Here is a 25,699-nt window from a genome sequence, read left to right as displayed (position 1 = left end):
GTCGCCTTCTTCCGGGGGCGACGCGGGGTTCCGGCCTTTTAGTTCTGGTGTTCCGGGAACCCGTCCGAGTGGAAGGTCTCCGACGGATTTCCCGGCAGCCACAACGACATCAGCGCGCCACCCTCATGTGAACGACCCGCGGTGACGGTGCCGCCGTGCCGTTCGGCCACCTGCTTCACGATCGCCAGCCCCAGCCCCGAACCGGGCAGCGTGCGTGCCTCGGTGGAGCGGTAGAAGCGCTCGAAGACGTGCGGCAGGTCGGACTCGGCGATGCCGGGACCGCTGTCGGCCACCTCCAGCACCACCGCCTGTGCCCCGGCCTGGCGCAGCTCCACCCGCACCCTGCCGTCCGGCGGAGACCACTTGACCGCGTTGTCCAGCAGGTTCATCACCGCCCGCTCCAGCGCGTTGGCGTCCCCGACCAGGGTCCACGGCCGCAACCGGATGTCCAGGCTGACCCCCGGCGCCCGGCGGCGGGCCCGGTCCAGCGCCCGCTCCACCACATCGACCAGCTCGACCGACTCGTGCACCACCAGCGGCGCGTCGTCGCGGGCCAGCTCGACCAGGTCGCCGATCAGCGTGGTCAGCTCCTCGATCTGGGCCCGCACATCGGCGTAGATCTCGGCCCGGTCCTCATCGGAGAGCCGGTACCTGGCGTCGGCCTGCTGCGAGGCGACCAGCAGTTCCAGGTTGGTGCGCAAGGAGGTCAGCGGGGTGCGCAGCTCGTGTCCGGCGTCGGCGACGAGTCTGCGCTGACGTTCCTGGGAGTCGGCCAGCGCGCCGAGCATGGCGTTGAAGCTGTTGGTCAGCCTGGCCAGCTCGTCGTCCTCGCTGGTGACCGGGATCGGTTGCAGGTCACCGGTTCTGGCCACGTGCTCGGCGGCCTTGGTGAGCCGCTGCACCGGCCGGATCGCGGTCCGCGCCACGGCCAGTCCACCGGCCGCGGCCAGCACGATGCCCGCGCCACCGACCGCGAACAGCACCCAGGCCAGCCTGCCCAGGGTGTCCCTGGTGGGCTTGAGCGGCTGGGCCACCACGAGTGCGGCGTTGCGGTACACCGGCACCGCGATCACCCGCTGGTCGCTGCGCGCGTCGGTCCGGACCGAGTGGTCCAGCTGCCCGGTGATCACCGAGATCTCCTCCGGCCCGACCGGTACCTGCGGCGAGTTGAGCGGGGAGGTCACCTTGACCCGGCCGTCCGGCAACGTCTCGGCCAGCCCGACCCGCAGGTCGATCGCGGCGAAGATGGCCGCGGACTGCCGCTCCAGCTCGATCCCCTGGCCGAGCGCGCTGTCCGCGATCACGTTGGCCCGGCTGATCAGCTGCTCGTCCAGCTCGCTGTAGAGGCTGCGCAGCACGGTGAAGTAGGCGGCGACGGACACCAGGGCGACCGCGGTGCCCACGCCGATCGCGGCGAAGAGGGTGAGCCGGTTCTGCAGGGTGACCCGCTGCATGCGGGGCTGGTGCGCGTCACGACCGACGCGCACGGTGGGCACCTCGCTCACGGAGGGGTCTCCCTCAGTACATATCCGACCCCGCGCACCGTGTGCAGCAGACGGGGTTCGCCGTTGGCCTCGGTTTTGCGGCGCAGGTAGCCGACGTAGACCTCAAGGGCGTTGCCCGAGGTGGGGAAGTCGTAGCCCCACACCTCCTCGAGGATGCGGCCCCTGGTCAGGACCTGTCTCGGGTGGTGCAGGAGGAGTTCGAGCAGGGAGAACTCGGTGCGGGTCAGGCTGATCGGCCTGCCTGCCCGGTTGACGTCCCTGGTGCCGGGGTCCAGGTCCAGGTCGGCGAACTTGAGGGTGGCCAGCTGGGCGTTGGCGTTGTCCTGTTCCGGGCCGACCCGGCGCAACAGCGCGCGCAGCCGGGCCAGCAGCTCCTCCAGGGCGAAGGGTTTGGGCAGGTAGTCGTCGGCGCCCGCGTCCAGGCCGGCGACCCGGTCGGAGACCGCGTCCCTGGCGGTGAGCACCAGGATGGGCAGGTCGTCGCCGGTGCCGCGGAGCCGCCTGCACACCTCGAGGCCGTCCACCCTGGGCATCATGACGTCCAGCACCATCGCGTCCGGCCGGTTGTGCCCCAGCACCTCCAGGGCCTGCTGACCGTCATTGGCCAGCTCCACCTGGTAGCCGTTGAACTGGAGGGACCGCCGCAACGACTCCCGAACGGCTCGGTCGTCGTCCACAACGAGGATGCGCATATCGGTAGTCTGACCGGTTTCCCTAAGAGTCGCCTGAGAGCACGCTGAACCTGGACCAGCAAAAACTATCGTTCGCGTGGCCTTGGCGCGTCCCAGCGCCGCCAGAGCGCGAGCAGCCGGAGCCCGCAGATCAGCGCGGCGGCCACCACCGCGGTCGGTCCGGCGGGCAGGCTGAGCCGGTGGCCGATGGCGACCACGATGGCGCCGGTGAGCGCGGCCACCGCGTAGATCTCCTGGCGCAGCACGGTGGGGATCTCGCGCAGCAGCAGGTCGCGCAGGGCGCCGCCGCCGATGCCGGTGGTCATGCCGATCAGGCAGGCGGTGTAGACCGGGACGCCAGCGGCCAGCGCGGTGGTGGTGCCGCCGGTGGTGAACAGGCCGAGGCCCACCGCGTCGGCCAGCAGCACGGCCCGGCGCAGTTTGGCCACCTGCGGGTGGAAGACGAACACCAGCAGGCCGGTGGCCGCGGAGACCAGCAGGTAGGGCCAGGTGCGCAGGGCGGTGGGCGGGTGGATGCCGAGCAGCACGTCCCGGATGATCCCGCCGCCGAGCGCGGTGGTCATGCCGAGCACGACCACCCCGAACACGTCGAGCCGGGCCCGCACCGCGGCCAGCGCCCCGGAGGCGGCGAAGACCGCGATGCCGACGAGTTCCAGGACGGTCAGCAGCACCAGCGGATCTTAGGCATCCTGGTCAGAAATAGTCGGCCATCCTGGCCGTGCCCGGTGCGCCTACCAGCAGGTCCAGCAGTGCGGTGTGTTCGGGATCGCCCCGCAGCAGGCCCGCCCGGCGGAGTCCGGCGGTACTGGCCGAGCCGGAGTACCAGGCGCCGAGGCCGCGGGCGGTGATCCGGACCTCGCCGGTGCCGCCGGGTTCCACCGCGACCTCGCCGTTCTTGACGATCAGCCGCTGCCGCCCGGCCTGCCAGGGCGCGTGCCGGTCCTCGATCTCCAGGTCCACGGTCCGGTCGTCGAGGTAGGGCGCGGTTGGCCAGCCGCGGGCGGCCACCGCGGCGGCCAGGTCGACCACCCGGAGCAGCCAGGGCTGGGTGCGCTTCCTGCCGTCCAGGCCGGACCACTCCAGCACGCCGAGCAGGGTCTCGTCGGCGATGTGCAACTTCACCCGGTCGAGCAGCCCGGTCCAGGAGCCGATCGAGTCGAGCAGGCCGAGGGCGACCTCGGGGGTGTCCGCGACCAGCTCCCGGACCTCCAGGACCCGCTGCTTGCGGTCGGGCTGGGCGAGCAGGTAGCCGCCGTCGGTGACCAGCGAGGCGTCGGCTTCGAGCAGTTCGACGGTGCGGAAGGACCTGGTGCGGCGGTCCAGCATGCCGTCCACGGACTGGGCCATCCGGTAGTAGCAGTCCTGCATGGCCGGGATGTCCGCCTCGGTGGCCGCGCGCAGCTCGATGTTCGAGCGGCGGCCCTGGAAGGCGTGCACGGGCAGGTCGATGGACTCCAGCACGCCGCCGCGTTCCCAGCCGCGGCCGCGGTAGAGCGCGGGCACGGTCGGGTACAGCGCGCTGATCGGCTGCCCGTCGGCGCGCATCGCGGCCAGCATGGTGTCCAGCAGCGCGCTGCCCACGCCCTTGCCACGGGCCTGCGGGGCGACCGCGACGCTGGCGATGCCGCCCATCGGCACCGCCTGGCCGCCGAAGAACTGGCGGTAGGGCCGGACCATGGCGAAGCCGGTGCGCTCGCCGCCGCTCTCGGCAACGAACCCGCGCCAGGTGGTCTGCCCACGCCACAGCTCGGGGGTTTCCTTGGGCCCGCCGAAGGGCACCTCGCGCAGCCGCCAGGCCGCGTCCGCGTCGCTGGACCGGTAGTCCCGGACTGTCACGTCTCCCATGGGGAGAGCCTAAGCATCGGGCCAATCGAAAAAGCCCTTGCCGGACTTGCGGCCCAGCTCACCGCGGGCGACCTTGTCCCGCAGCAGCCTCGGCGGCTCGAACCGGGGGCCGAGCTGGGCGGCCAGGTGCTCGGCGATGGCCAGCCGGACGTCCAGGCCGACCAGGTCGGTGAGCTTGAGCGGGCCCATCGGCCAGCGGTAGCCCAGGGTCATGCCGGTGTCGATGTCCTCGGCACTGGCCACGCCCTCCTCGACCATCCGGATGGCCTCCAGGCCGACCGCGACGCCGAGGCGGGAGGTGGCGAAGCCGGGCGAGTCGTTGACCACGATCACCGTCTTGCCCAGCGCTTCGGCCCAGTCCTTCGCCCTGGTCAGGTTGGCCTCGGCCAGTTCGGCGTGGGTGACCAGCTCGACCAGCTTCTGCGCGGGCACCGGGTTGAAGAAGTGCATGCCCAGGGTGCGATCGGCGGCAGGTCCGGCGGCGATCTGGGAGATCGACAGCGAGGAGGTGTTCGAGGCGAGCACGGCGTTCGGGCAGGCGGTCGCGGCGGCGGCGAACACCTGCCGTTTGAGGTCGACCCGCTCGGGCACGGCCTCGACGATCAGTTCGGTATCCGGGCTCAGCCGGGCCAGGTCGTCGGCGGTGCTCAGCAGCCCGGCGCAGGACTCCGCGGTCACGCCTTCGGGCAGTTTGCCGCGCTCCTGCGCCTTACGCAGGGAGGCGGTCACGGTCTGGCGGGCGGTGGCGCACCGGTCGGCGTCGGCCTCGACCACGGTCACCTGGGCACCCGCCACGAGCAGCACGTGCGCGATGCCCGCGCCCATGGTGCCGCCGCCGACGACCACGGCCCGCTTCGGCGCGGTCATGCCCGGAACCCGGCAATGCACTCGATCATGTGACACTCCCGTCCACTATTCCGATCGGACTGTAACAGCGAGCATCCGTTGGAGTGCGGGCCGATCGGGTGCTTGACCACCTCGAAGGGCCCGGTTTCCTGATGTTCGACCGGTTGGAGTAGTGGAAACCAGGCACGATGGTGTTGTGCGGATCATTCTGTTGCGGCACGGCGAGAGCCTCGGCAACGTCGACGAGATGGCGTACTGCCGGGTGCCCGACCATGCCCTCCCGCTGACCAAGCGCGGTCAGGAACAGGCAAGGGCCGCGCGGACCGCGGTGCGGGCCGCGCTGGGCCCCGGCCCGGTCGCGGTCTACGTCAGCCCGTACCTGCGCACCCAGCAGACCCTGCGCGGGCTCGACCTGGGCGAGGTGTTCGAGCGGGTGGTGCACGAGCCGCGGCTGCGCGAGCAGGACTGGGGCAACCTGCAGGACCCGATCGAGCAGGAGCGGCAGAAGCAGGCGCGGCACGCCTTCGGGCACTTCTTCTTCCGGCTGGCCCACGGCGAGTCCGGCGCGGACGTGGACGACCGGGTGGCCGGGTTCATGTCGGACCTGGAACGCCGGATGGAGACCGAGCCCTCGCACCCGCGCACGGTGCTGATCGTCTCGCACGGCCTGACCCTGCGCCTGCTGGTGCGGCGGCTGTGCATGTGGAGCATCGAGCTGTTCGAGTCGCTGTCCAACCCCCGGCACTGCGAGCAGCGGATCCTGCACAAGGGCCCGGACGGCCGGTGGAGCCTGGACCGCCCGTTCGAGCAGTGGCGGGACTCCCCCGACGGCGCGGTGCAGGTCGACGGCAACGGCGAGGTCGCCCGCCCGGCGTAGGAGGCCCTGGGCCCGTCCCGGTTCAGGCCGGGACGGGCTGCTCGGTCAGGCCTGGCTGTGCGCCCAGCGGATCAGCCGCCGGGGCACCAGCATCTTCTTGCCCTTGACCACCACCGGCACCAGGTCAGGGGCCTCGGCCTTCCACTGGGCCCGGCGGCTGCGGGTGTTGCTGCGGGACATCCGGCGCTTGGGGACGGCCATCTCAGTTGGTTCCCTTCCGGTCGGCGCGGTCGCCGTAGCGGCGGCGGAACTTCTCCACCCGGCCCTGGGTGTCCATCACCCTGGCGGCGCCGGTCCAGAACGGGTGCGAGTCCGCGGTGACGTCGACCAGCAGCAGCGGGTAGGTGTTGCCGTCGGTCCACTCGATGGTCCGGTTCGAGGTGGCCGTGGACCTGGTCAGGAAGGTCATCCCGGTGGAGGAGTCCTGGAAGACCACCGGGTGGTAGTCGGGGTGGATGCCCTTTTTCACTGTTCTTCCTTCTGGTTGCTGATGATCACGTCCGCCGGTGCGCGGTCGTCGTCGCAGGGGTCCTCGTGCCAGGAGCCGAACGGGTCGGCGTAGGCCAGCCAGGCGTCCTGTCCTTCGGCCAGTTCCTCGTCGGTGAGCAGCGCGGATTCCAGCGCCTCGGCGATCTCGGCCGGCACCGCGGTGTGCGAGAGCACCACGATGTCCTGGGCGCGGTCGCCGTAGTACGGGTCCCAGTTCAGGTCGGCCATGGCGCGGCGGTCCGGGTCAACACCGGACCAGTCATCCAGTGCGGCCAGCCATGGTCCGGCGTGGCCGATCCGCAGGCCGCCGCCCGCGGTTTCCAGCCACAGCGCGACATCGGGCTGGCTGGCCACCCACACCCGGCCCCTGGCCCTGACCACGCCGTCGAGCAGGAAGTCCAGTGCCTCGTGCAGCCGGTCCGGGTGGAACGGCCTGCGCTGGCTGAACACGGTGACCTGCACGCCCGATTCGGCCTCCAGCGGCGGCTGGCCGCGCAGCAGCGGGGAGTGCGCGTCGTCGATCTCGCCGCGCCGGGAGCCGGCCGGCACCAGGTCGAGTGCGCTCAGCGGGTCCAGGTCGGCCAGCCGGATCCGGGGCGACAGCGGGGCCAGCCGGTCCAGCACCGCGTCGGTGCGGGCCGCGGTCCAGGCGTCCGGGGCGCTGCCCGCGATGACCACCAGGTCGGCGAACTCGACCTGGCCGACCGCGACCTGGGCGATGGTGCGCTCGTCGTCGGCGCTGGCGCCAAGACCGCGTTCGCTCAGCTCGATGTCGCCGGTGGCGTCGGCGAACCAGGTTTCCGCGTCGACCACGGTGAGGACCGCGTCGAGGTAGACGACCTCGTCCACGGTGCGGCCGTCGATCAGCACGTGCTGGAGCGCCCAGCAGACCGCCTCGGGTTCCAGCGCGCGGTCGCAGTGCAGCACGATCCGGCGCACGTCGGGGGCCTGGGCCAGCCGGAGCACCAGTGGCAGCAGGTCCTCGCGCAGCGTGCAGGACACGCAGCCGTGCGCCAGTTCCAGGGTCTCGGTGGCGTCCAGGGTGCCGTGCCGCAGCCGCCGGACCACCACGCCGTGGGTCACCTCGCGCAGGTCGTGGTGCACCACCACGGTGCCCGGATCAGCCGCGAAGCGGTCGGCCACGGCGCTGGCATGTCCGGCCGCCAGGCCCGCGACCAGCACCAACGAGGTGCGGGGTGGCGTCACGTTGTCCTCCAGTTGGGAACGATTTCCATCACCGACAAGCGCAGGCTACCCTCGGAGCGAGCTAAACGAAAATGGATGTCGTTCGCAACAAGATCGTGAAGGAGCCGCGCATGTCCGCCCGCTGCCAGGTGACCGGCCGAGAGCCGGGCTACGGCAAACAGGTCTCGCACTCGCATGTGCGGACCTCGCGCCGGTGGCTGCCCAACATCCAGCGCCGCCGCTACTGGCTGGCCAGCGAGGACCGGTGGATCAACCTCCGGGTCTCGGTCAAGGGCATCAAGACCATCGACAAGCGCGGCATCGAATCCGTGGTGGCCGAACTGCGCCGCCGAGGGGAGAAGTTCTGATGGCCCGCAACGAACTCCGCCCGATCATCAAGCTCCGGTCCACCGCTGGCACCGGCTACACCTACGTGACCCGCAAGAACCGCCGCAACGACCCGGACCGGCTGGTGATCCGCAAGTTCGACCCGGTGCTGCGCAAGCACGTCGAGTTCAAGGAAGAGCGCTGATGGCCAAGAAGTCCAAGATCGCCCGCGACCTGCAGCGGCGCGAGATCGTCAGCCGGTACGCGGAGAAAAGGGCCGAGCTGAAGGAGATCATCCGATCGCCGAAGTCCAGCGTCGAGCAGCAGTCCGCCGCGCTGGCCGCGCTGCAGAAGCTGCCCAGGAACGCCAGCCCGACCCGGCTGCGCAACCGGGACGTGGCCGACGGCCGCCCACGCGGGTTCTTCCGCGCCTTCGGCATCTCCCGGCTGCGGCTGCGCGAGATGGCCCACCGCGGCGAACTGCCCGGCGTCCGCAAGTCGAGCTGGTGAGGGGGAGACCATGGCCAAGTTCGAGCGCCGACCCGGCCTCAAGCGCAAGCCGAACCTGTTGCTGCGCGAGGGAATCTTCCACGTGGACTGGAAGGACGTCGGCCTGCTGCGCAAGTTCCTCTCCGACCGCGGCAAGATCCGCTCCCGCCGGGTGACCGGGCTGACCCCGTCCCAGCAGCGCGAGGTGGCGACCGCGATCAAGAACGCGCGGGAGATGGCCCTGCTGCCCTACCCCGGACCGGCGAAGCCCGCGCGCTGAGCGAGGGGGCGGTGCGCACGCTTCTGGCCACCGCCCCCAGCACGCTCGCCAGCACCGCCACCACGACCAGCAGCGCGCCGGTCCGCTGGGCGTGCTCGTCGAAACTGAGTTCGCCGAAGTGCCCGGCGACGAAACCGACGTGCAGCCCCCAGGACTGGGCCGCGACCAGCAACGCGCCCGGCACCGTGGTCAGCACGGAGACCAGGGCGACCCCGGCGACCGCGATGACCAGGGCGAGCACCGGCCGGGCCGCGGCGAGCACCACGACCCCGGTGAGTGTGAACCCGACACCGAATCCGAGCCCGGAGCCCTGCGGACAGGCCAGCCGGGGCAGCCGTGCGGTGTCCGGGGCGACCGGAACGAACAGCACGCCCCAGTGCACCCCGCCGCCGATCCGGCCGCGACCGCCGTAAACGCGATCTTGACGCTCAGTACCCGCACCTTTACGCGGTGTTGACCACCGGACCGCCGGGGTCAGGCCAACCGCGGTCAGGCAGGATCGGCCGGATGGACTCCCCCTTGGACACCCCTTTCTACGAGGTGCTGCACCGGCGGCGCGATGTGCGCGCCGAGTTCACCGGCGCACCGGTGGCGGAGCCGACCCTGCGCCGCATCCTCACCGCCGCGCACGCCGCGCCCAGCGTCGGGCTGAGTCAGCCGTGGGACTTCGTCGTGGTGCGCGATCGGGCACTGCGCCGGGCCTTCCAGGAGCACGTGCAGGCCGAACGCAGTGTCTTCGCGGCCGACCTCTCGGGCGAGCGGGCCGAGACCTTCGCCCGGATCAAGGTGGAGGGCGTGCTGGAGTCCAGCCTCGGCGTGGTGGTCACCTACGACCCGGAACGCGGCGGGCCCACCGTGCTCGGCAGGCACGCGATCGCCGACGCCGGCCTGTACTCGGTGTGCCTGGCCATCCAGAACCTGTGGCTGGCGGCCACCGCCGAGAACTGGGGCGTCGGCTGGGTCAGCTTCTACCGGGAGGACTTCCTGCGCAGGCTGCTGAGCATCCCCGGCGGGGTCCGGCCGGTGGCCTGGCTCTGCCTCGGACCGGTGCGCGGACTCGCCCAAACGCCGGATCTGGAGCGGCACGGCTGGCGGAAGAGACTGCCGCTTGATGACGTTGTGCACCATGAGCGGTACGGGCAGCGACGGTGACGGTAGCCTGTCGGGCAGGTCGTACCAGGTGGTGGAGGCCGAGGGCACGGTGAGGCAGGACGATCCGGTGACGGGGGTCGATCTCCCGAGGCAGGAAGGCGACATCCCGCGGCAGGACCGCGAGGTGCGGATCCTGCTGGACTCAGGCCGGGTCGTGGAGGCCAACACCCTCTTCGACGACGTGGTGGTGCGCTCCCCCGCGGCCGAGGACGGCGATCGCTGGCGGCGGGCCACGGTGCTGGTCTACCGGGCCGTGGTGGCCTGGCGGCTGGGCAGGTTGCCGCTGGCCCTTGAGCTGGCCGCGGACGGCTGGACCGAGCTGGAGACCGATCAGCCAAAGGGCCCGGCCGCGGCGCAGACCATCGGCATGCTGGCCTACCTGCTCGAGGGCATCGGGCACCGGCGGGCCGGGCTGGACATGATGCGGCTCTCCGTCCAGGTGGCCAGGGACGCCGACGACCCGCACACCCTGGCGCACTGCCTGCAACGACTGGGCGCGGCACTGAACTTCCGCGCGGTGGACGCCCCGCCGGAGGCCTCCGGCCGGATCTTCGCCGAGGCCAGCGAACTGCTCAGGGAGGGCCTGCAGCTGGTCGACACCGGTTACGTGCACCGGGCGCTGCTGGGCTCCTACGCCCGCGCGCTGGCCGGGATCAACGAGCTGGCCGCGGCCGAGCGCACCGCCCGCGCGGCCGAACGGCTGGCCACCGCGCACGAGGACCGCTGGGGCCTGGCCATGTGCCACTGGGTGCTGGCCACCGTCCGGCACACCCAGAACCGGCTCACCGACGCGCGCACCATGGCCAGCCGCGCGGTGGCCGAGGCGGAGAAGATCAACGACACCACGCTGCTGCTGCGGTTCTCCTTGGACCTGGCCAACATCTGCGCCGAACTGGGCGACTACGTCGGCGAGTCCGAGGCGTTGCGGCGCAGTGTGGCCTCCGGGCGCAAGGCGGTGGAGACCCTGCAGGAGGGGCTCGGCCAGGCCCTGGAGCAGCGGCGGCTGGCGGTGCAGGCGCAGCGGCTGGCGATGGCCGCGCAGGAAGCCGCCGCCCGGGATCCGCTGACCGGCCTGTCCAACCGGCTCGGCCTGGAACGGGCCGCGCCGCTGCTGCTGGAGAGCACCGCGGCCAAGGGCAGGGTGCCCTGGCTGGTGCTGGTCGATGTGGACTGGTTCAAGGGCCTCAACGACGACGCCGGGCACGCCGCGGGCGATGTGGCCCTGCGCGAGATCGCCCAGCTGCTGCGCGCGGAGTGCCGGGCCGACGACGTGGTCGCCCGCTGGGCCGGGGACGAGTTCGTGGTGCTGCTGGTGGACGCCACCGACGAATGGCAGGACGCCGGGCCCGCGGTGGCCGAGCGGATCCGGTCCGCGGTGGACTGCCACGACTGGTCGCTGGTGCTGGGCAGCACCAGGCGACCCACCGTGAGCATTGGCGTGGCGGCCGGACCGGCCAACCTGGACGACCTCTTCGACGCCGCGGACGAGGCCCTGTACCGGGCCAAGCGGCACGGGCGGAACCGGGTGGAGGTCCACCCGCCGCTGCTGCCGTCGAAGTAAGCAGGGCGCCGAAGTGAGGGTGGCGGCGCACCGCCACCCGGCACCTCAGGCGATCAGGCCACCGCGGTAGGCGACCAGCGCCGCCTGCACCCGGTTCACCGCGCCGATCTTGCCGAGCACCGAGGACACGTAGCCCTTCACGGTGGCCTCGGACAGATGCAGCGCGCTGCCGATCTCGGCGTTGGACATGCCCTGGCCGATCAGCGCGAGCACCTCGCGCTCGCGTTCGGACAGGTTGCCGAGCAGGCTGCGAGCCGGTTCGGCGGCCCGTTCGCCGTGCGCGACCGCGGCCAGCACCCTGGCAGCCACGCCAGGATCCAGCACCGCGCCGCCACGGGCGACATCGCGCACCGCCTTGACCAGCTGGGTCGGCTCGGTGTCCTTGAGCAGGAATCCGCTGGCGCCCAGCCGGAGCGCCTCGCTGACGTACTCGTCCATGTCGAACGTGGTCAGCATGGCCACCTTGGGCGGCTCGGGCAGCGAACGTAACCTGCGCAGCGCGGACAGGCCGTCGGTTGTGCGCATGCGGATGTCGAGCAGCACGACGTGCGGCCGCAGTTGGCGGACCCGATCGACGACGAGAGAACCGTCGTCGCATTCGCCGACGACCTCAATGTCGCCTGCGCGGGACAGGATCATGCGAAGTCCGGAGCGCACCAGGTCTTCATCGTCGACCAGTAGCACCTTGATCACGGACGCCTCCCCGATTGGGCGTGACGTGGTCACGAGTAAGCGTGGGCGTGCAGTATTGCCTATCTATGTCACTTTGCGGTTATCCCATCACGTTCGAGACGTTTGCGCAGCATCCACTTAGGGAACCGGATCTCCACGCAGAGTTACCGAACGTGTGAGTAGAGCGCTCTCGCCAGCATTTTCGGATCATCCGAACGCACGAACGTGAACCTCTTTCACGAGAAGCTACTCGCCCGTAACGTGCGTCACAACCCACGAGGAGTGATGGCGATGCGACGAAGCCTGGCCCTGCTGCTCACCTCCGCGACCGCCATCGCCCTCCTAGGGGCCCCGCCCGCGGCCGCACAGCCCACCGGCACCCGAGCCGCCGCGCCACCACCTGACTACTGCATCAGTCAGTGCGACGACATCCTGCCGCCCGGCCAGAACGGCAACGCCACCTTCGCCGAGCTGCTGCTGTTCAAGGCCCTGGGCATCCGGCCACCGCACTCCAGCGACCAGAAGTCCCGCTACGAGAAGCTGGTCTGGGGTTACAGCGGCCTGACCGACGAGCAGCTCAACACTTACTTCAACGACGCCTCCTTCGGCGTGCCAGCCGACCAGGTGGCCAGCACCAGCTCGCCGCGCCCGGACGTGACCATCGTGCGGGACAAGGCCACCGGCACCCCGCACATCACCGGCACCACCCGCTCCGGCGGCATGTTCGGCTCCGGCTTCGCCTCCGCGCAGGACCGGCTGTTCCTGATGGACGTGCTCCGGCACGTCGGCCGCGGCGAGGTCTCCTCCTTCGCGGGCGGCGCCGTGGGCAACCGCGAGTTCGAGCAGCAGCAGTGGTCCATCGCGCCCTACACCGAGGCCGACCTGCAGGCCCAGTTCGACCGGCTGGACCAGCTCGGCGCGCGCGGCAAGCAGATGAAGCAGGACGTGCTGGACTACGTGGCCGGCATCAACCTCTACATCTCGCAGAGCAAGGCAGGCCGGTACTTCCCCGGTGAGTACGTGGCCATCGGCAAGGCCAACGCGATCACCAACGAGGGCGGCCCGGAACCCTGGAAGCCCACCGACATCGGCGCGATCGCCTCGCTGGTCGGCGGCATCTTCGGCGCGGGCGGCGGCCAGGAGGTCATCTCCGCGGTGGCCCTGGTCGAGGCACGGGCCCGCTACGGCAAGGCCCAGGGCGACGCGGTCTGGTCGGCCTTCCGGGCGCAGAACGACCCGGAAGCCCCGGTGACCGTGCACAACGGCACCTCCTTCCCCTACGGCTCCAGCGATCCGGACGCCGCGGGCGTGGTGCTGCCCGACCGCGGTTCGGTGGTGCAGCAGCCGATCGTGCGCGATCCCACCGGCCCGGCCAGCAAGGACTCACTGGCCCCTGCTCCGCCGGCCCAGCGCGGCATGTCCAACGCGCTGCTGGTCTCCGGCGCGCACACCGAGAGCGGTCACCCGGTGGCCGTGTTCGGCCCGCAGACCGGCTACTTCGCCCCGCAGCTGCTGACCATCCAGGAGATCCAGGCCCCCGGCATCAGCTCGCGCGGCGCCTCCTTCGCCGGACTCGGCCTGTACGTGCTGCTCGGCCGCGGCCAGGACTACGCGTGGAGCGCGACCACCGCCTCCCAGGACATCACCGACAGCTACGCGGTCGAGCTGTGCGAGCCCGGCGGCGGCGCGCCCACCCTGCAGTCGGCGCACTACCGCTTCCGCGGCGAGTGCCTGGCCATCGAGGAGCTGACCAAGAAGAACGCCTGGAAGCCCAGCCTGGCCGATGCCACCCCGGCCGGGTCGTACACGCTGGTCACCCAGCGCACCAAGCTCGGCCTGATCTCCCACCGCGGCACCGTGGCAGGCAAGCCGATGGCCTTCACCAAGCTGCGCTCGACCTACCTGCGCGAGGTCGAGTCCACCCTGGGCTTCCAGCTGTTCAACGACCCGGACGCGATCCGCTCGGCCGCGGACTTCCAGCGTGCGGCCAACCAGATCGGCTACGGCTTCAACTGGTTCTACGCCGACAGCAAGGACATCGCCTACTTCAACTCCGGCTTCAACCCGGTGCGCAAGCCCGGCCACGACCCGAACCTGCCGGTGCGCGGGGACACCGCGTATGAGTGGCAGGACTGGCGGCCCGCGGACAACCAGGCCAGGTACACCCCGTTCGAGCAGCATCCGCAGGTGATCAACCAGGACTACCTGACCAGCTGGAACAACAAGCAGGCGCCCGGTTTCTCGGCCGCGGACGGCAACTTCAGCTTCGGCCCGGTGCACCGCTCGCAGCCGCTGGACGACCGGATCAAGCCGCTGCTGGACCGCGGCGAGAAGTTCACCAGGGCCAAGCTGACCAAGGCGATGGCTGACGCGTCCACAGTGGACCTGCGCGCGGACAAGGTGCTGCCGCTGCTGCTGCGGGTGCTCGACCAGGCCCCGGTCACCGACCCGGCGCTGGCCACCGCGGTGGAGCAGCTCCGCCTCTGGCAGCGAGCGGGCGGGCACCGCACCACCGACGGCGATCCGACCGCCTCCGGCAAGTACGTCTACCTGCACAGCGAGGCGATCCGGGTGCTGGACGCCTGGTTCCCGCTGCTGGCCAAGGCGATCTTCGAGCCCGGCCTGGAACCCGCACTGCACAAGGCTTTGCTGGCCGCGATGCGGGTGGACGAGCAGCCTGGGCACACCGGTTCGGCCTTCCAGTACGGCTGGTACGGCTACGTGCACAAGGACCTGCGCAAGGTGCTCGGCGACCCGGTGCAGGCGTGGACGCCGAACGCCTTCTGCGGCAACGGGAACGCCGCCGCCTGCCGCACCGCGCTGCTGGACTCGCTGCGCGCGGCGGTGAACACCCCGGCCACCACCACCTACCCAGGGGACGCCGACTGCAAGCCGGGCGACCAGTTCTGCCGGGACCAGATCATCCACCGGCCAACCGGCGGCATCACCCAGGACAAGACCCAGTGGCAGAACCGGCCCACCTACCAGCAGGTGGTCGAGTTCCCGGCCCGCCGCGGCGAGCAGATCGGCAACCTGGCCCAGGCCAAGGCGATCAGCGCGTCCAGCCACGAGACCGGCATGTACCCCTCCCCGCCCGGCAAGGCGGTGGACGGCGACCGCGGCACCCGCTGGGCCAGTGACTGGTCGGACAACCAGTCGATCACCGTGGACCTCGGTTCGGTGCAGCAGGTGGCCAGGGCGGTGCTGCGCTGGGAGGCCGCCTACGGCAAGGCCTACCGGATCGAGGTCTCCGCCGACGGGCAGCAGTGGCGGCCGGTGGCCACGGTGGCCGAGGGTGACGGCGGCGAGGACAACATCCCGTTCGCGGCCACCCAGGCCCGATTCGTGCGGATGACCGGGATCAGCCGGGCCACCCGCTACGGCTACTCATTATTCGAAATTGAAGTTTACGCGCACTGAAAACCGAAATGTTCTGGAAAGCCGTTGTCTGCCACCATCACCGGTGTGCGGAAATCGGAGATGGCGTCGAGCGGACTGCATGAGGCCCTGCGCACCGGTCCGTTCGAGCACGCATTACGGCTGGCGATCCAGGCCAGTGGGCTGACCCTGGCCCGGATCAGGTCCCGGATGGCCGAGCGCGGCATGCCGGTCGGTCTGGCCACGTTGAGCTACTGGCAGCGGGGCCGGAGCAGACCGCGCTCGGCCGCGCTGGTGCGGACGCTGGAGGAGGTCGTCGGGGTGCCCCAGGGCGCCCTGCAGACCCTGCTCAGCCCGGCCAGGCAGCAGCAGCCTGCCCCGGAACGGCCCTGGTACGCGGTGACGCCCCGGCAGGTGTGCGCGAACGCCGAGACGGTGCAGCGGCTGCTGGTGGAGCTGGCCAACCCCTTCGACGGGCAGCTCATCGCGCTGAGCGTGCACGAGCACCTGGCACTGGCCCCTGGACGCGGCATCGACGAGCTGGACTTGCAGATACTGCGCCAGGCCAGGATCGACGGGGTGGACCGGGACGCGGTGATCGCGGCCTGCGAGCCGGGCGAGCTGCCGGTGCGCTGGCGCAGCGACCGGACCAGGCTGGGCCGGGTGGCCACCGATCACCAGGCCGGGGTGATGGTGGTGGAGGCCCGCTTCCCGCACCCGCTGCACCGCGGGGAGAACCTGCTGGTGGACACGGTCTTCGAGTTCACCGGCCGCGGCTCGGCCTGCACCGCATGGGGCGGCGGGTTCCGGGCGGGCGCGCAGACCTACTGCCTGACCGTGCGGTTCCCGGCCGGTGATCCACCGGCCAGGGTGTGGCGGGTGTTCCGGCCGGACAACAGCTCGCCGACGGTGGATGTCGGGGACATTCAGGTTGATGGCAACCTTGTTGCCCATTTCATCGACTTCGACCTGCCGCCCGGCTATTACGGCATGCGCTGGTGCTGGAACTGACCATCGGTCAACTGAAAACAGACTGAAACTGAAAATATTGTGAAATCCCTACACCCATGGTGGGGTGCTGTTCTCGACACCAGTTTTCAACAATGGCGCACATCAAGCAGGCGGCGGATGGGGGAAACCATGACAGCGGCGACGGTGCCAGAGGAACTGACCGCGGCGCTGCGCGGCGGCCCGTTCCATCACGCCCTGTACCTGGCCATCCAGCTCAGCGGCCTGACCCTGCAACGGATCCAGGTCCGGCTGGCCGATCGCGGGCACCGGGTGAGCCTGGCCAGCCTGAGCTACTGGCAACGCGGGCAGAGCCGTCCGCACCGGCACGCCTCGCTGCGCGTGGTGCGTGAGCTGGAGGAGGTGCTGGAGCTGCCGCCGAGGGCCCTGCTGGCCCTGCTGGACCGCCCGGCGCCGGAACCCCCGGTGGCACCGGCGCACCCGCTGGTGCTGCGTGGCCGCCGCGGCGCGCCGATCTCCGGCCGCAGGCTGCCGCACCCGGCCGATGCCATCGTGCCGCTGAGCGTGCACGAGCACTGGACGGTCGGGCCGGACCGGGCGGTGCGCGCGATGCGGGTGCGGGCGGTGCTGCAGGCCATGGTCGACGGCGTGGACCGGCACCTGGTGCGGCTGGCCGCACCGGCGGGCGCGCTGCCCAATCGCTGGCAGAGCGACACCTGCCGGCTGGGCCGGATCCACACCGACCCGGACGGCGGCGGCGTGCTCGCCGAACTGCGCTTCGACCGGCCGCTGCGGCAGACCGAGACCTGCCTGGCCGACTACGAGCTGGGCTACCGGCCGGAGGAGGCGCTGGTGACCAGTTGCGAGCGCCGGTTCCTGCTGGGCTGCCGGGAGTACCGGCTGACCGTGGCCTTCGATCCACGGGCCACCCCGGCCAAGGTGTGGCGGGTGCACCGCGCCGCCGCGCACCCGGCGGGCCGGGACGGCCAGCGGGAGGCGACCGAGCTGCGCCTGGGCGCGCGCAACGAGGCGCAGCTCGTCGGTTTCGACCTCGGGCCCGGCGGGCACGGCATCAGCTGGCTGTGGCGCTGACCAGTTCGCCGACCGGGGTGACCACCAGGAACCCTTGTCCCGCAGCGGGTTTCCAGCTCAGCTCGCGCCGGTAGAAGCGTTCGAGGAAGGCCACCCGCTGGTGGTAGACGAACACCGAGGCGCGGCGGCCGACGATGCCGGTGGTGTCGGCGAACAGCGGCAGCTCGGCGAGGAAGTAACGCACCGCCTTGGCGAGTTGTTCGGGGCTGGGCCGCTGGCCGTCGGGCAGCTTGCGGTCGAGCACCCAGTGGCTGGCCCGCAGGCAGGCCGCGCGGAACTCCTCGTCCACCCGGTAGAGCTGCTCGCCGTGGGCTAAGAGCCGTTGGTAGTCCGGGTTGTGCTCCAGCGCGGCCGAGTCCAGGATCAGCGCGCCCGGGTCCGGCACCCCCAGCTCGGACAGGGCTTTGTGGATCTTGTTGTAGACGTAGCAACCCTGCCGGCGGGCCTTGGACCGCGCCTTGCTCGGGGAATAGCCGAGGGCTTCCAGGGTGTGCACCGATGGCCCGTCGGGCACGAAGAAGTGGCAACTCGGGAACGTCCGAACCGCCCAGGCGGCGAGTTCGTTGATTCGCTCCGGAGTGAAATATCCATTAAACGGGCTGATACCGACACAGGCATGTTCGGCCTCGATCACCGAAGCCGGACAGCTTTCCACCAGCGGACTCACAACATACATCGCGCGCTCCGTTCGTCGCTGTTTCCAGTACGTGCTGACCACTTCGTACGTCGGAGCAAACCCGCACGTCAACGCGTTGTGAACGCCTGAAATTCAGTTCAAGGCACCTCGAAAAGCACCCCCCAGAAGTAGGGTGCAATCGAATGCCGAAATGCACAGACTTTTGGCCATGAGCGGAACAGCGAACGCGGTGGGCCGCGACGACTACTCGCTGACCCGGGTACCGGAGTCAGCCCGCCGGCCGTGGTTTTCCATCGCCGTGCAGCGATTTGGGCAGATTGCCTCTTTCCACCAGTTCCTGCTGGGCGCGGTGCTCGGATTCGGAATGACGTTCTGGAACGCGGTGCTGGCCATCACGCTGGGCGCGGCGATCATGGAGGTGATCACCGTCCTGCTCGGCGTGGCCGGGATGCGGGAGGGGCTGTCCACCTCGGTGCTGACCCGCTGGTCCGGCTTCGGGCACCGCGGTTCGGCGCTGGTCGGGCTGCTGATGACGATCAGCCTGGCCGGCTGGTTCGGCGTGCAGAACGGCGCGTTCGCCCAGGGCCTGCGCAACCTGCTCGGCGGGCCGCCGCTGTGGGCCTGGTCGCTGATCGGCGGGCTGCTGGTGACCGCGATCGTGGTCTTCGGCATCCACGGCATGGCCTGGACCGCCTACCTGACCGTGCCGGCCTTCCTGCTGCTCAGCGGCTACGCGATCTGGGACGGCCTGCGGATGCACTCGCTGAGCGAGCTGATGAGCGCGGCCCCGCCGGGTCCGGCGCTGTCCCTGGCCGCGGGCACCACGCTGGTCTCCGGCGCGTTCATCATGGGCGCGATCATGACCCCGGACCTGACCAGGTTCAACCGCAGCACTTCCGACGTGGTCAAGCAGACCGTGCTCAGCGTGACCCTCGGCGAATTCGTGATCGGGCTGATCGGGGTGCTGCTGGCGCACGCGGCCAAGACCTCCGACGTGGTGCACATCATCACCTCGTCCTCGGGCTTCCTCGGCACGCTGATCCTGGTCGCGGCCATCCTCAAGGTCAACGACTGGAACCTGTACTGCGCCTCGCTCGGCCTGGTGAACACCATCGACGTGCTGCTGGGCAGGCGCACCAACCGGATCGCCGCCACGGTCGGGCTCGGCCTGCTCGGCTCGGTGCTGTCCGCGCTCGGGATCCTCGAGCAGTTCCAGGGGTTCCTGACCTGGATCGGGGTGATCAGCCCGCCGATCGCCGGGATCGTGATCGCCGAGTACTTCCTGGTTCGCACCTGGCGCCGGGACCTGGAGGAGTCCAGGGGCCGGGGCGAGTTGCCCGCCACCGCGCCGGACTGGGTGCCCGCGGCCGCTGCCTGCTGGGTGCTCGGCGCGGTGGCGGGCGCGTTGCTGCCCTTCGGGATCCCCACTCTCACCTCGGTGCTGGCGGCCTTCTTCGGCTACCTGCTGCTGGGCCGCCTCGGCCTGACCCGCGGGCTCGGCAGCGTGCCGACCACGCGCACCGAACCGTCCACAAAGGAGGAAGCACCGTGTTGCCCCTGATCAGTCGCGCCGAGCTGGAAACCGAACTGGCGCAAGGCAAAGTCGTCGTGGTCGACACCATGCCGGTGGCCTACTACGAGCGGGAGCACCTGCCCGGCGCGGTGAACATCCCCGGCTTCCCGTACGAGCAGGCCGCGGACTTCACCGACGAGTACGCGCCGAAGGTGTTGCCGGACAAGGCCGTCGCGGTCGTCGTGTACTGCGCGAACGTGCCCTGCCGCAACAGCGAGTTCGTCGGCCAGCGGCTGGTGCAGCTCGGCTACGCCAACGTGCGCAAGTACCGCGAGGGCATCGAGGACTGGGCGGGCGCCGGCCTGTCCACCGAGCGGGCGGTGGCCTGATGCGCAAGGTCAGCCTGGTGCTGGGCGCCCTGGTCAGCACACTCGCCCTCGGTGCCGGCACGGCACTGGCCGCCGCCGAACCGGGCAAGGACGGCGTCGGTGACCCCTACTACCCCACCGACGGCAACGGCGGCTACGACGTCAGCGCCTACGACGTGAAACTGTCCTACGACCCGGCCACCCGCGGCCTGGACGCCATCGCCAAGATCACCGCGAAGACCACCCAGGAGCTGAGCCGGTTCAACCTGGACCTGCGCGGCCTGAAGGTCAGCTCGGTCAAGGTCAACGGCCAGCCCGCCAAGTTCACCCGAGCGGGCGAGCACGAGCTGGTGATCACCCCGGCCGGCCCGCTGGCCAAGGATGCCGAGATCGTCGTCGAGGTCGCCTACTGCGGCCAGCCGCAACCGATCCGGCACCCGGTCACCGGCCTCGGCGGCTGGCGCGGCACCCCCTCGGGCGGCGTGATCGCCGCCGGCGCCCCGCATTCGGCCAGCACCTGGTTCCCGGTCAACGACACCCCGATGGACAAGGCCACCTTCACCGTCACCACCACCACGCCGCAGGGCTGGCACAGCGTCTCCAACGGCACCAGGAACAAACCCAGCACCAGCAACGGGAAAACCACCACCACCTGGACCGCCACCGACCCGGTGGCACCGCACCTGATCATGCTGGGCATCGACAAGTGGACCTTCCAGGAGTCCACAGTGGACAGCACATCGGTGCTCTCCGCGTTCGCGCCGGGCAGCAACGGGAAGGCGTTGGCGGACAAGCTGCCCGAGGTGCTGAAGTTCCTCAACGGCAAGCTCGGCGACTACCACTTCGGCACCGTCGGCAGCGTGCACCTGGCCGACAACCTGCCCTACCAGGTGGGTAGTCAGACCCGCCCGGTGCTGGGCCGCAACGCCGATCTCAACGCGCTGATCCGCACCCTGGCCGCGCAGTGGTGGGGCGGGTCGATGTCGGTGGAGAACTGGGCCGACACCTGCACGCACGAGTGCTTCGCGAACTACCTGAGCTGGATGTGGGCCGAGGCCAAGGAGAACAAGGACCTGGACGCCCACTACCGCAAGCTCGTCGAGTCGGTCAGGAACAACGCCGACTTCTGGTCCCGCAAACTCGCCGATCCCGGCCGCGGCAAGGAGTTCAGCGCGATCTACGACAAGGGCGCGCTGTTCGTGCACGCGCTGCGCCGCAAGATCGGCGAACGCGCGTTCAACACGGTCCTGTCCAACTTCCCGACCATAAACCAGGGCTGGAACCAGGGCTGGCACGACCTGGAGCTGTACCTGGAGGCCGAGGCGCAGATGGACCTCAAGGAGTTCCTGGACGCCTGGTCGCACGGCACCGCCATCCCGGCGGACAAACACCTCTTCCCCGCCTGATGTCCCACCATTGATCGAAAGGAACCACCATGCGCAAGACCCGTTTCGCCGCCGCGCTGGCCGCGGCCGCCCTGGCCACGGCCGCTCTCGCCGGCACCGCCGCCGCCGCGCCCAGCAGCGTGGAGACCTCGGGCGTCCGCGCCGAGGAGAACATCGTCCACGTGACCAGCGCCAACTACGACCAGGTGATGGAAAGCTCCAAGCAGAAGCTGGTCATCATGGACTTCGGCGCCACCTGGTGTCCTCCGTGCCAGAAGATGAAGCCGGTCATCGAGAAGATGGCCAAGGAGAACGGCGGCAAGTGGGTGCTCGCCGAGGTCGACGCGGACGAGTCCAAGGCGATCCTGGACAAGCACAACATCAAGTACCTGCCGACCCTGCAGGGCATCCGCAACGCCAAGGACCTGCCCGACTCCCGCCGCATCGGCTACGGCGGCGCCAACGCCGAGCGCGACCTGAAGAACTGGATCAACGCCCAGCTCGCCAAGGGCTGAGTGCCGGGCGCCCGGAGGGGCTGTGGGTGCGATCTCCGCCACCCCTCCGGGCTCAGCCCGATCCACCGAGGACAAGCCGCCGCCCACCCGCTAGGCTGGCGGTGCTTGTCCCGGCCTCGTAGCTCAGGGGATAGAGCACCGCTCTCCTAAAGCGGGTGTCGCAGGTTCGAATCCTGCCGGGGCCACCACCACTGAACAGCAAAGATCGGCCCGCTACCTGCACAAACAGGGTAGCGGGCCGATCTTGTCTTGTCCGGACATGTCCAGCTGGGTCCGGGCCGTTGCGGGTGTCCACGCCAAACACGCGCGCAGATCCAGCACGGCACGTCAGCATCGCCGCCATCGATGATCTTGGCGTGGTGCTCCACGATCACCGCGCCACATCCGGGTCAAGAATGTTTGACACGGTGTCGGGTCTGCTTTACATTCGGTCGTGTCAAGTTTCCTTTACATAGGAGCCCGGCGTGGCGATCGATGAGAAGCGTGCGTGGATCTTGATGGTGGTGGCGATCCTTGGCTACACCACCTACCTGATCCTCGTGCTGGGGCGGTCCGGACCCGGGCCGCTGGCGGAAACCCCCTATGTCGCAACGATGTTGTGGACCATCGGCGGTGGCATCGTGGCCGGGATCGTGTTGCACATCCTGGCCTCCATCGGCACCTCCGCCGCGGCCAACCGGACCGATCAGCGGGACCGGGAGATCAACCAGTTCGGTGAGCACGTCGGCGGGTCCTTCATCGTGATCGGCGCGATGTCCGCGCTGGTCATGACCATGGCCGAGGCGCCGCACTTCTGGATCGCCAACACGATCTACCTGGGCTTCGTGCTCTCCGCGGTGCTCGGCTCGGCGGCCAAACTGAGCGCCTACCGCCAGGGGTTCCAGCCGTGGTGAAGCCGACCAAGGTGACCAACTCGATCCGCGCGCTGCGGTTCGGGCAGGACCAGATGACCCAGGCCGAGCTGGCCGATCTGATCGGAGTGACCCGGCAGACGGTGATCGCCATCGAGGGCGGCCGGTACTCGCCGTCGCTGGAGATGGCCTTCCAGATCGCGCGGGTGTTCAACGTGGGGCTCGACGACGTTTTCCAGTATCCGGGCGATGCAGGGGAGAGATCATGAAGGCGATCGCGCAGGACCGCTACGGCTCGACGGATGTGCTGGCGTTCCAGGACATCCCGGTGCCGACGCCCAAGGACGGCGAGGTGTTGCTGCGGGTGCGGGCGGCCGGGGTGGACCCCGGGGTGTGGCACCTGATGACCGGGCAGCCCTACCTGCTCCGGCTGATGGGCTTCGGCCTGCGCAGGCCGAAGGTCGCGGTGCGCGGCCGGGATGTGGCCGGCGTGGTCGAGGCGGTCGGGCCCGGTGTGACCGGGTTCCAGCCCGGTGATGCGGTGTTCGGGACCGCGGAGGGCTCCTTCGCCGAGTATGTGTGCGCCAGGGCGGACCGGCTCGCGGCCAAACCGGCGAACCTGACCTTCGAGCAGGCGGCGGCCATGCCCATCTCCGCGGGCAGCGCGTTGCAGGGCCTGCGGGACGCCGGCCGGATCCGGGCCGGGCAGCACGTGCTGATCACCGGCGCGGGCGGCGGGGTCGGCAGCTTCGCGGTGCAGCTGGCCAAGGAGTTCTGCGCCCAGGTGACCGCGGTGTGCGGGCCGGAGCGGGTCGAGCTGGTCCGTTCGCTCGGCGCGGACCGGGTGATCGACCGCAGCCGGCAGGATTTCGTCGACGGCACCCGCTACGACCTGATCCTGGACAACTCGGGGCTCTGCGCACTCGCCCACCTGCGCCGGGCACTGACCCCGACGGGCACCCTGGTCATCGTCGGCGGCGAGGGCTCCGGGCGCTGGTTCGGCGGCATCGACCGGGTGCTGCGCGCCGCGCTGTGGTCACCGTTGCTCAAGCAGAACCTGCGTGGGCTGTTCACCACCGAACGGGCCACGGACTTCGCGCTGCTGGGCGAACTCGCCGAGGAGGGCAAGCTCACACCCGCGCTGGATCGGACGTTCCCGCTGGCTGAGACCGCGGCCGCGATCCGGTACCTGCACGAGGGCAAGGCAAGGGGCAAGGTCGTTATTTCGGTCTGACCTGGCCCGGCTGGGCTACACTGGAGACGCGGCCCGCTCAGTTCTGCCTCGGGCTGCCCTTCTGGTCGATCCACCATTGCGCTGCGGACGATCCGCGCCGGGCAGGACGACACCTCATACGTTCGGAGACTTCATGGCGGCCCGCCGCCCTCACACGACTCTTTCGCCTGCTCAGCCCGCCGCCACCTTCACCGGTCTCGGCGTTCCCGCGGCGCTGGCCGCGGTGCTCGCGGAGCGGGGCATCGACACCCCGTTCCCGATCCAGACCGCGACCCTGCCGGACTCCCTGGCCGGTCGCGACGTGCTCGGCCGCGGCCGCACCGGCTCCGGCAAGACCTACGCGTTCCTGCTGCCGATGCTGGCCCGGCTGGCCGCGAGCAACACCCCCCGGCGGCCGGGCAGGCCGCGCGCGCTCATCCTCGCGCCGACCCGTGAACTGGTCGGCCAGATCACCGAATCCCTTGCCCCGCTTGCCAAGGCGCTGAACCTGCGGACGCTGAACGTCTTCGGCGGGGTCGCTCCCCGGCCGCAGATCAACGGTCTGCGTGCCGGTGTGGACATCCTGGTGGCCTGCCCCGGCAGGCTCGCCGACCACATGGGCGAGGGCCACGCCAACCTCGATGCGGTGGAGATCACCGTGCTGGACGAGGCCGACCACATGGCCGACCTCGGCTTCCTGCCGGTGGTGCGCAGGCTGCTGGACACCACGCCCAAGGGCGGGCAGCGGCTGCTGTTCTCCGCCACCCTGGACAGCGGGGTGGACACCCTGGTGCGCCGCTACCTCAGCAACCCGGTGACGCACAGCGTGGACTCGGCCCAGTCGCCGGTCACCGCGATGACCCACCACGTGCTGCAGGTGCGCGCCGAGCACCGGCTGCCGGTGCTGGCCGACCTGGCCGCCGCGCCGGGCCGGACCGTGGTGTTCACCCGCACCAAGCGCGGGGCCACCAAGCTGACCAAGCAGCTCATCGCCTCGGGCGTGCCCGCGGTGGAACTGCACGGCAACCTCGGCCAGTCCGCGCGGACCCGGAACCTTGGCGCCTTCGCCGAGGGCCGGATCAGCACCCTGGTGGCCACCGACATCGCCGCCCGCGGCATCCACGTGGACGACGTCACGCTGGTCGTGCACGCCGATCCGCCGATGGAGCACAAGGCGTACCTGCACCGCTCGGGCCGCACGGCACGGGCGGGCGCGGCAGGCACGGTGGTCACGCTGATGACCGCCGACCAGGCCGCCGACGTCCGGGACCTGACCCGCAAGGCGGGCATCTCCCCGCAGCTGACCAAGGTCACGCCGGAGCACCCGCTGCTGGCACAGCTCGCGGTCGGCGAACGCTCCTACGTCACCCCGCCGCCCACCCCGGCGCCGTCGGAGCGCCAGCCGGCGCGCCGCGCCGCAGCCGGTGGCGGTGGCCGTGGTGGTGCGGGCGCCCGCCGGGGCTCGGGCGGTCGCGCAGGCGCCGCGCCGCGCAACGGCGCCGCTCCCGACGAGGGCTCCGGCTCCCGCGAGGGCGCGGGCCAGCGCGGTGGTTCCGGCCAGCGCACCGGCTCCGGCCGGGGTGGATCCGGTCGTGGCGGCTCGGGCCGGGGCGATTCCGGCTGGGGCGGCTCCGGCCGCGGCGATTCCAGCCGGGGCGGCTCTGACCAGCGCTCCGGTTCCGGCCAGCGCGGCGGTCCGCGGGCGGCCAAGGACGCCGACACCAGCACCGGCGCCCGGCGCGGTGGATCCGGCGCACGCCGGGCTCCCGCCTCGCCCGTCGCCGCGGCCACCCCGGCCGGCAGCGCGGCGAGCTTCTCCGCGAAGAGCAGGGCGGGCGCTCGCCGCAGCGGGCGCTGA

Annotated in this window: 29 protein-coding genes and 1 tRNA gene; 19 read left to right on the top strand and 11 right to left on the bottom strand. The window is 70.7% G+C overall.

Annotated features, from left to right (window positions below):
* Positions 1-38: 38 nt before the first annotated feature.
* The 5 genes from HNR67_RS08725 to HNR67_RS08705 all read right to left on the bottom strand — a co-directional run bounded on the left by HNR67_RS08725 (position 39) and on the right by HNR67_RS08705 (position 4,909).
* Positions 39-1,454, bottom strand: a complete 1,416-nt coding sequence (locus HNR67_RS08725) for a sensor histidine kinase (protein WP_185010356.1) — start codon at positions 1,452-1,454, stop codon at positions 39-41.
* Positions 1,455-1,501: 47 nt separating this feature from the next.
* A complete protein-coding gene (locus HNR67_RS08720; RefSeq protein ID WP_185001563.1) occupies positions 1,502-2,197 on the bottom strand; it encodes a response regulator transcription factor in 696 nt (231 codons plus the stop codon).
* A 65-nt stretch (positions 2,198-2,262) separates the two neighbouring features.
* On the bottom strand, positions 2,263-2,868 hold the full coding sequence (locus HNR67_RS08715; protein ID WP_185001562.1) for a trimeric intracellular cation channel family protein: 606 nt from the start codon (positions 2,866-2,868) through the stop codon (positions 2,263-2,265).
* A 22-nt stretch (positions 2,869-2,890) separates the two neighbouring features.
* Positions 2,891-4,042, bottom strand: coding sequence for a GNAT family N-acetyltransferase (locus HNR67_RS08710; protein ID WP_185001561.1), 1,152 nt, complete (start codon positions 4,040-4,042; stop codon positions 2,891-2,893).
* A gap of 9 nt (positions 4,043-4,051) precedes the next feature.
* Complete coding sequence (locus HNR67_RS08705) at positions 4,052-4,909, bottom strand: 3-hydroxyacyl-CoA dehydrogenase family protein (RefSeq protein ID WP_185001560.1); 858 nt, start codon at positions 4,907-4,909, stop codon at positions 4,052-4,054.
* Positions 4,910-5,084: 175 nt separating this feature from the next.
* On the opposite strand from HNR67_RS08705, the gene HNR67_RS08700 reads away from it, so the two are divergent.
* Positions 5,085-5,765, top strand: a complete 681-nt coding sequence (locus tag HNR67_RS08700; RefSeq protein ID WP_185001559.1) for a phosphoglycerate mutase family protein — start codon at positions 5,085-5,087, stop codon at positions 5,763-5,765.
* Between the two features lie 45 nt (positions 5,766-5,810).
* Here the strand turns inward: HNR67_RS08700 and rpmF are convergent, their stop codons facing one another.
* From rpmF to mrf, 3 genes are read right to left on the bottom strand one after another with little or no spacing between them, the layout of a single operon-like run.
* Entirely contained in the window at positions 5,811-5,966 is a 156-nt protein-coding gene (gene rpmF, locus HNR67_RS08695) for a 50S ribosomal protein L32 (protein WP_185001558.1), read from the bottom strand.
* 1 nt (position 5,967) lies between these two features.
* A complete protein-coding gene (locus HNR67_RS44190) occupies positions 5,968-6,234 on the bottom strand; it encodes a type B 50S ribosomal protein L31 (protein WP_185001557.1) in 267 nt (88 codons plus the stop codon).
* Positions 6,231-7,460, bottom strand: coding sequence for a ribosome hibernation factor-recruiting GTPase MRF (gene mrf / locus HNR67_RS08685; RefSeq protein ID WP_312986799.1), 1,230 nt, complete (start codon positions 7,458-7,460; stop codon positions 6,231-6,233). Before mrf ends, HNR67_RS44190 begins: the two co-directional genes overlap by 4 nt.
* A 110-nt stretch (positions 7,461-7,570) precedes the next feature.
* Between mrf and rpmB the strand changes: the two genes are divergently transcribed.
* From rpmB to rpsR, 4 genes are read left to right on the top strand one after another with little or no spacing between them, the layout of a single operon-like run.
* Positions 7,571-7,807 (top strand): 50S ribosomal protein L28, encoded by a 237-nt coding sequence (gene rpmB, locus HNR67_RS08680; RefSeq protein WP_185001556.1) that lies wholly within the window; start codon positions 7,571-7,573, stop codon positions 7,805-7,807.
* Positions 7,807-7,971, top strand: a complete 165-nt coding sequence (rpmG, locus tag HNR67_RS08675; protein WP_185001555.1) for a 50S ribosomal protein L33 — start codon at positions 7,807-7,809, stop codon at positions 7,969-7,971. The genes rpmB and rpmG overlap by 1 nt, the downstream gene beginning before the upstream one ends.
* Positions 7,971-8,276: a 30S ribosomal protein S14 gene (gene rpsN, locus HNR67_RS08670; RefSeq protein ID WP_185001554.1), complete on the top strand. Its 306-nt coding sequence runs from the start codon at positions 7,971-7,973 to the stop codon at positions 8,274-8,276. Before rpmG ends, rpsN begins: the two co-directional genes overlap by 1 nt.
* A 10-nt stretch (positions 8,277-8,286) precedes the next feature.
* Entirely contained in the window at positions 8,287-8,535 is a 249-nt protein-coding gene (rpsR, locus tag HNR67_RS08665; protein ID WP_185001553.1) for a 30S ribosomal protein S18, read from the top strand.
* On the opposite strand, the gene HNR67_RS08660 is transcribed toward rpsR, so the two are convergent.
* Positions 8,474-8,905: a hypothetical protein gene (locus HNR67_RS08660; protein ID WP_185001552.1), complete on the bottom strand. Its 432-nt coding sequence runs from the start codon at positions 8,903-8,905 to the stop codon at positions 8,474-8,476. The two genes, rpsR and HNR67_RS08660, sit on opposite strands and share 62 nt — an antisense overlap.
* Positions 8,906-9,042: 137 nt before the next feature.
* Here HNR67_RS08660 and bluB point away from each other — a divergent pair, with 137 nt between their 5' ends.
* Together bluB and HNR67_RS08650 are read left to right on the top strand one after the other, a co-directional pair.
* Positions 9,043-9,687 carry a 5,6-dimethylbenzimidazole synthase gene (gene bluB / locus HNR67_RS08655; RefSeq protein ID WP_185001551.1) on the top strand — a complete coding sequence of 215 codons (645 nt, stop codon included), beginning with the start codon at positions 9,043-9,045 and terminating at the stop codon, positions 9,685-9,687.
* A gap of 67 nt (positions 9,688-9,754) precedes the next feature.
* A complete protein-coding gene (locus HNR67_RS08650; protein WP_312986797.1) occupies positions 9,755-11,248 on the top strand; it encodes a GGDEF domain-containing protein in 1,494 nt (497 codons plus the stop codon).
* 45 nt (positions 11,249-11,293) lie between these two features.
* Here the strand turns inward: HNR67_RS08650 and HNR67_RS08645 are convergent, their stop codons facing one another.
* On the bottom strand, positions 11,294-11,941 hold the full coding sequence (locus HNR67_RS08645; protein WP_086780697.1) for a response regulator: 648 nt from the start codon (positions 11,939-11,941) through the stop codon (positions 11,294-11,296).
* A 270-nt stretch (positions 11,942-12,211) separates the two neighbouring features.
* On the opposite strand from HNR67_RS08645, the gene HNR67_RS08640 reads away from it, so the two are divergent.
* The 3 genes from HNR67_RS08640 to HNR67_RS08630 all read left to right on the top strand — a co-directional run bounded on the left by HNR67_RS08640 (position 12,212) and on the right by HNR67_RS08630 (position 17,359).
* Positions 12,212-15,340: a penicillin acylase family protein gene (locus HNR67_RS08640; RefSeq protein ID WP_185001549.1), complete on the top strand. Its 3,129-nt coding sequence runs from the start codon at positions 12,212-12,214 to the stop codon at positions 15,338-15,340.
* A 45-nt stretch (positions 15,341-15,385) separates the two neighbouring features.
* Positions 15,386-16,309, top strand: a complete 924-nt coding sequence (locus HNR67_RS08635) for a hypothetical protein (RefSeq protein WP_185001548.1) — start codon at positions 15,386-15,388, stop codon at positions 16,307-16,309.
* A 129-nt stretch (positions 16,310-16,438) separates the two neighbouring features.
* Positions 16,439-17,359 (top strand): hypothetical protein, encoded by a 921-nt coding sequence (locus HNR67_RS08630; RefSeq protein WP_185001547.1) that lies wholly within the window; start codon positions 16,439-16,441, stop codon positions 17,357-17,359.
* On the opposite strand, the gene HNR67_RS08625 is transcribed toward HNR67_RS08630, so the two are convergent.
* Positions 17,340-18,035, bottom strand: coding sequence for a tRNA-dependent cyclodipeptide synthase (locus tag HNR67_RS08625; RefSeq protein WP_185001546.1), 696 nt, complete (start codon positions 18,033-18,035; stop codon positions 17,340-17,342). The genes HNR67_RS08630 and HNR67_RS08625 overlap by 20 nt on opposite strands.
* A gap of 169 nt (positions 18,036-18,204) precedes the next feature.
* Between HNR67_RS08625 and HNR67_RS08620 the strand changes: the two genes are divergently transcribed.
* The 9 genes from HNR67_RS08620 to HNR67_RS08580 all read left to right on the top strand — a co-directional run bounded on the left by HNR67_RS08620 (position 18,205) and on the right by HNR67_RS08580 (position 25,699).
* Positions 18,205-19,557, top strand: a complete 1,353-nt coding sequence (locus HNR67_RS08620) for a purine-cytosine permease family protein (protein ID WP_185001545.1) — start codon at positions 18,205-18,207, stop codon at positions 19,555-19,557.
* Positions 19,545-19,898: a rhodanese-like domain-containing protein gene (locus HNR67_RS08615; RefSeq protein ID WP_185001544.1), complete on the top strand. Its 354-nt coding sequence runs from the start codon at positions 19,545-19,547 to the stop codon at positions 19,896-19,898. Before HNR67_RS08620 ends, HNR67_RS08615 begins: the two co-directional genes overlap by 13 nt.
* Positions 19,898-21,283 (top strand): M1 family metallopeptidase, encoded by a 1,386-nt coding sequence (locus tag HNR67_RS08610; protein ID WP_185001543.1) that lies wholly within the window; start codon positions 19,898-19,900, stop codon positions 21,281-21,283. Before HNR67_RS08615 ends, HNR67_RS08610 begins: the two co-directional genes overlap by 1 nt.
* A gap of 29 nt (positions 21,284-21,312) precedes the next feature.
* The gene (locus HNR67_RS08605) at positions 21,313-21,777 is read left to right on the top strand and encodes a thioredoxin family protein (protein ID WP_185001542.1); all 465 of its coding nucleotides are present in this window, start codon (positions 21,313-21,315) and stop codon (positions 21,775-21,777) included.
* Positions 21,778-21,889: 112 nt separating this feature from the next.
* Positions 21,890-21,965: transfer RNA gene (locus tag HNR67_RS08600), tRNA-Arg, on the top strand.
* Positions 21,966-22,241: 276 nt separating this feature from the next.
* Entirely contained in the window at positions 22,242-22,670 is a 429-nt protein-coding gene (locus HNR67_RS08595; protein WP_185001541.1) for a hypothetical protein, read from the top strand.
* Entirely contained in the window at positions 22,571-22,897 is a 327-nt protein-coding gene (locus HNR67_RS08590) for a helix-turn-helix transcriptional regulator (RefSeq protein ID WP_185010352.1), read from the top strand. Before HNR67_RS08595 ends, HNR67_RS08590 begins: the two co-directional genes overlap by 100 nt.
* Positions 22,894-23,862 (top strand): NAD(P)-dependent alcohol dehydrogenase, encoded by a 969-nt coding sequence (locus tag HNR67_RS08585; RefSeq protein WP_185001540.1) that lies wholly within the window; start codon positions 22,894-22,896, stop codon positions 23,860-23,862. The genes HNR67_RS08590 and HNR67_RS08585 overlap by 4 nt, the downstream gene beginning before the upstream one ends.
* Positions 23,863-23,995: 133 nt before the next feature.
* Positions 23,996-25,699 carry a DEAD/DEAH box helicase gene (locus tag HNR67_RS08580; protein ID WP_185001539.1) on the top strand — a complete coding sequence of 568 codons (1,704 nt, stop codon included), beginning with the start codon at positions 23,996-23,998 and terminating at the stop codon, positions 25,697-25,699.

The sequence above is a fragment of the Crossiella cryophila genome, from assembly GCF_014204915.1.
Classification (GTDB): Bacteria; Actinomycetota; Actinomycetes; order Mycobacteriales; family Pseudonocardiaceae; genus Crossiella; species Crossiella cryophila.
The sequence above is the reverse complement of the archived record's forward strand: the minus strand, read 5'-3'. Positions and strand labels throughout refer to the sequence as shown.

What these genes read in the sequence shown, in the direction of transcription:
- HNR67_RS08725 (WP_185010356.1), bottom strand. Translation starts at nt 1,454, where the DNA reads ATGCAGCGGGTCACCCTGCAGAACCGGCTCACCCTCTTCGCCGCGATC.
- HNR67_RS08720 (WP_185001563.1), bottom strand. Translation starts at nt 2,197, where the DNA reads ATGCGCATCCTCGTTGTGGACGACGACCGAGCCGTTCGGGAGTCGTTG.
- HNR67_RS08710 (WP_185001561.1), bottom strand. Translation starts at nt 4,042, where the DNA reads ATGGGAGACGTGACAGTCCGGGACTACCGGTCCAGCGACGCGGACGCG.
- HNR67_RS08705 (WP_185001560.1), bottom strand. Translation starts at nt 4,909, where the DNA reads ATGACCGCGCCGAAGCGGGCCGTGGTCGTCGGCGGCGGCACCATGGGC.
- rpmF (WP_185001558.1), bottom strand. Translation starts at nt 5,966, where the DNA reads ATGGCCGTCCCCAAGCGCCGGATGTCCCGCAGCAACACCCGCAGCCGC.
- rpmB (WP_185001556.1), top strand. Translation starts at nt 7,571, where the DNA reads ATGTCCGCCCGCTGCCAGGTGACCGGCCGAGAGCCGGGCTACGGCAAA.
- rpmG (WP_185001555.1), top strand. Translation starts at nt 7,807, where the DNA reads ATGGCCCGCAACGAACTCCGCCCGATCATCAAGCTCCGGTCCACCGCT.
- rpsN (WP_185001554.1), top strand. Translation starts at nt 7,971, where the DNA reads ATGGCCAAGAAGTCCAAGATCGCCCGCGACCTGCAGCGGCGCGAGATC.
- rpsR (WP_185001553.1), top strand. Translation starts at nt 8,287, where the DNA reads ATGGCCAAGTTCGAGCGCCGACCCGGCCTCAAGCGCAAGCCGAACCTG.
- bluB (WP_185001551.1), top strand. Translation starts at nt 9,043, where the DNA reads ATGGACTCCCCCTTGGACACCCCTTTCTACGAGGTGCTGCACCGGCGG.
- HNR67_RS08640 (WP_185001549.1), top strand. Translation starts at nt 12,212, where the DNA reads ATGCGACGAAGCCTGGCCCTGCTGCTCACCTCCGCGACCGCCATCGCC.
- HNR67_RS08630 (WP_185001547.1), top strand. Translation starts at nt 16,439, where the DNA reads ATGACAGCGGCGACGGTGCCAGAGGAACTGACCGCGGCGCTGCGCGGC.
- HNR67_RS08625 (WP_185001546.1), bottom strand. Translation starts at nt 18,035, where the DNA reads ATGTATGTTGTGAGTCCGCTGGTGGAAAGCTGTCCGGCTTCGGTGATC.
- HNR67_RS08620 (WP_185001545.1), top strand. Translation starts at nt 18,205, where the DNA reads ATGAGCGGAACAGCGAACGCGGTGGGCCGCGACGACTACTCGCTGACC.
- HNR67_RS08610 (WP_185001543.1), top strand. Translation starts at nt 19,898, where the DNA reads ATGCGCAAGGTCAGCCTGGTGCTGGGCGCCCTGGTCAGCACACTCGCC.
- HNR67_RS08605 (WP_185001542.1), top strand. Translation starts at nt 21,313, where the DNA reads ATGCGCAAGACCCGTTTCGCCGCCGCGCTGGCCGCGGCCGCCCTGGCC.
- HNR67_RS08585 (WP_185001540.1), top strand. Translation starts at nt 22,894, where the DNA reads ATGAAGGCGATCGCGCAGGACCGCTACGGCTCGACGGATGTGCTGGCG.
- HNR67_RS08580 (WP_185001539.1), top strand. Translation starts at nt 23,996, where the DNA reads ATGGCGGCCCGCCGCCCTCACACGACTCTTTCGCCTGCTCAGCCCGCC.